A 3,998-nucleotide genomic window follows, 5' to 3' on the forward strand; every position below is an offset into this window, starting at 1 on the left:
GTCCTTCCCGATCTTTTTGCAGCCCTTAATCCACCGGAACCCCTTCCGCAAGATCAGTGCGTTTTAGGCGGAATTGATGATCAAGATGGAGACGGTATTTGTGGAGCTGATGATGCCTGCCCCAATGATATCAATAACAATATGGATGGGGACAATTTCTGCGGTGACGTAGATAATTGCTCGGCTGTGGCTAACAATGATCAGGCCAACAGCGATGGAGACGCCCAAGGGGATGCTTGTGATAATTGCCCCGATCAGGCCAATGCCGACCAAGTTGATGATGATGGAGATGGTGTTGGAAATGCCTGTGATAACCAAGATCCAGCTCCCGATCAAGACAGGGATGGTGTTCCTGATGTCCGGGATAATTGCCCTGATTTTCCCAATCCAGCTCAAGTAGATGCTGACAGGGATGGCATCGGCAATGATTGTGATCGTTGTCCCGAAGGGGGTGAAGATCCTGATGGTGATTTCAAATGCGGCGATGCCGATCCGTGCCCGCTTGATCCAAACCCTGAGTGTCAAGCTGGGAATGGTGGTGGGGCTGTAGCTCCCGTCGAGCCATTGCAAGAACTTCCTCCTAATGATGACAGAGACAACGATGGAGTTGAAAATGATGAAGATATCTGCCCGGATGATCCATCCCCCAATTGCTTACCCGGCAATGGCGGGGGTTTCCATCCAATTTCTTGTAGTGATGGCAGACGTGAGGGCGAAGAACAATGTGACGATGGTAATATCCGTAATGGGGATGGATGCAGTCAACAATGCAGGCTGGAAGCAGGATTCTTATTGGACCATGGGAACGTTGTCTCCATCTGCAGGGATGGCTTAGTCAGGGGAGGAGAGGCTTGTGATGATCATAATAGTAACCCTGACGACGGATGCGATGATGAGTGCATTATCGAAGAAGGTTGGGAATGCCATGGGGAACCTTCGGTTTGTCAGCAACGGGCTGTAGTTGAGAATCTTTGCCCCCGTTCCGAGGTTTATTTTTCTTCCCATGGAGATCCCATTGAACCCTCATTGGCGGCTCTTCAAGAAGCTCTTTCTCAACCCGATGGGCAAGTTAATCCCGAAGTTAATACATGCATCAATACTGTCGCTCAATTGCCGGGATTTATGGAGGGCAATTATGCGGCTCCCCTCATGTTTGTGATATCAAAAAGTCTTTTGGGTGAACGTGTACTTTTGGGGTCCTTTGTTAATGGTGATTCTGCCAATGCCATTGCTCGTGATTGTGCCGGTATTGTAAATGTTGAAATCGTTCCTGTACAGGGCCTCTGCCAACCCGAGGTGCAATGGGAATTATCCGGTGGCATGAATGGCGCCATGGATCTGCTACTGCCTCTTTTGGAACGCCTTGTGCATGAAGCACTCCCGTTTCCCAGGGATCTTCTTCAAATGCTGGCTCAATTAATGCTCACCACGGATAATTTTCCGGCTACCTTGGACACCATGTTTAACCAATTTGATCCCAGACTGGCCGGGATTGTCAAAGACGATCTTATCAACCAGTTAGATGTCACCATGTGTGAAATGGGGCATGGAGAGGTGCCCGACGATATATCACGACGCTATCTTTCTTTTGCGCAACATTTTAACCGGGAACCCCGTGACGATTGTTTTCTTGAATGTGTGCCCCAGGACAAATTGGCGGAAAATCAGGATTACTGGCGTGTAGGGTTGCAAGAGGGGAATGCCCCTCAGATGAGGAAGGTACAATATGTTCCCATGGGAAATAACATGGGATACGGTGTGTGGTTTCAAGGGCAGGGGAATGCATCAAATACCCTGAGAGCCCGTGTATTTTCTGAAAATCAAATGTGCTGGACTGATCGGTCGCACGATTTAAGTATTTCGGCGATCCCTTCAAGTTATGTCATGGGCCATTCGGAGAATGGCACTCTGTTTACTTGGGTTGAAACCTCTCCAAATAACCAGGAAAAATTGATCAAGGCACGCCTTACAGATGGCAGCCAATGGAAGAATGTGTCCGATGTGAGTTCTATGAATGCATTATCTGTTGCCGTGGAGCAAGTGGTTGGTTTAAGTGAAAACAGATTCCTCCTTTTATGGACAGAATTAGACGATGAACATCGTGTTAGCATTCGGTCCCGTACTATTGATGCATTTGGACAATGGAGTATTGTGACAACGCATGTCCAGTCTCTTAGTTTAAGTAACTACAAAATTCTATCTAATGCAATTGGTCAAACAGCCGTCATATGGGGAGAAGCTGCTAATAATAGCAGAATAAGATATATATTGCTTCCGGATGGTGTCCCACAGAGAACGGGAACTCTTAGTATGAATTTCGATTCAACGAGTTTTTCTCTGGCTTCCGATGGTACCCTGACCATGGCAACGGCACTTCAAATACCTAACGAGCAAGGAGATGCCGTATATATTGAATTATATCGTAGTGGTATTGCAATCCCTCCGAATAATCTGGGAGGCATACCATCAGAGAACAATGTTTCTTCGCTAAAAGTGGTTGAAACCTCTCTGGGCAAAATTGTGATCTGGGAAGACGGCACATCACTTGAAGGATTTCTCTTCAATCCAGAAAATAATCAACGATCGCTTTTTTCCATAATAAGACAGGCAGATATTCCTATTTCAAATATGCAAGTCAATCCCATGGAAAATGATCTTGTTTCCATTACCTGGATTCAGGGTTCCAATTTATACGAAGCTGTTCTTAATGCGGCTGATTTGAATAATTTTCATATTCGAACAATTAACCGCAACCAGCAAGGCGTGGCCATGCATCCTTTGTATTCATCAATAGGTTATGGAAATGCCCAACGGGCGGCTGTTTGGTTTGAGCATCAGAATGATGCATGGAACCTTTACGGCAACAAGACGGGCGTGGGATGGGAACAGGTTCCCGCGGTCCTTGATATTTCTGATGATGGGCAAAATTATAGGACTATGGATTTGAAAGTTCTGGGTAATGGGAGAGCCATTTTCATGATGACTTATCAAAATCGGGAAGTAAGATCATGGATACTTCCGGCATTTGGCCCTCAGGCTATAATGCCAGGTTTGAATCATTTACCGGATAATTTAAGAAATTTTTCAAGCGATCCCATTCAGGATGCCCAAGATCGTGCAAACCGATCTCTCCAAGAGTTTAATCAACTCAATAATGAGGTTGATATTCGCTTCGAGCAATTTAACTATAACTATGGTCAACCTGGAAGACCCTAAAATGAGCGCGGTCATCCGCCACAATATCAATTGATCTTTTTTTGTGATGCCACTACAAAACCCCAATGTCTTTGAAGTTTGATTCCCTAGCCGACAAATTTGTCAAAAGATTAATTCGTCATTCCTGGTGGATTCTTATTCTCTTTATGGCAGCCACGGCTATCACCGCGCCACGGGCGGTTCGCCTTATCACCACCATTACAAGCGAACTCTCAGCCCTTTTACCCGATGATCATACCAGTGTCGCCTTAAGCCGCCAGCTTAAGAAAAAATTCAAGAAAAGCACGGGGGGGAATTTGGCCCTTATTGTCGAATCTCCCCATACCGAAAAAAACAAGCAGGTCATGATCGATTTGGCCAATAACCTCAGGGCACTTCCGGATGTTCGTGAAGTAAAGATTGAGCGGAAGAATTATAAATTTTTTGATGACCACAAGCTTTTATACATCGATCTGGAAGACCTGCAAAAGGTCAAAGAACGCGTTCAACGTCAAATCCAAAAGGAAAAATTAAAGGGTCTCTATGTGGACCTTGAAGAAGATGAAACAAAATCGGATGGAAATAAAAATTCAGAACTGAAATTTGACGATCTCATTGAAAAATATAGCGCCGGTTATGGGGATGCCATTGACAATCCCTTTTATATCAGTGAGGACAATTCTTATTTTGTTGCTTTCATTTACCCCAAATCAACAAGTTCTTCCCTTTCGTTTTATGCGCAATTCACCCAAATGATAAAAGAAAAGATTCGTGACTTTCCATTTTCAAATTATGGCCCCGGC

The 3,998-nt window shown here is 45.0% G+C and carries 1 protein-coding gene and 1 pseudogene (1 of these 2 running past the window's edge); both read left to right on the forward strand.

Annotated features, from left to right (window positions below):
* Positions 1-3,216 (forward strand): annotated as a pseudogene (locus tag A2048_08780) (hypothetical protein).
* 65 nt (positions 3,217-3,281) lie between these two features.
* On the forward strand, positions 3,282-3,998 hold the beginning of the coding sequence (locus tag A2048_08785) for a hypothetical protein (protein OGP08829.1). Its footprint extends 1,740 nt past the window's final position; 717 of the gene's 2,457 nt are visible here — the first part of the coding sequence; the start codon lies at positions 3,282-3,284; the stop codon falls past the right edge of the window.

The organism is Deltaproteobacteria bacterium GWA2_45_12 (genome assembly GCA_001797365.1).
GTDB lineage: Bacteria > UBA10199 > UBA10199 > UBA10199 > UBA10199 > UBA10199.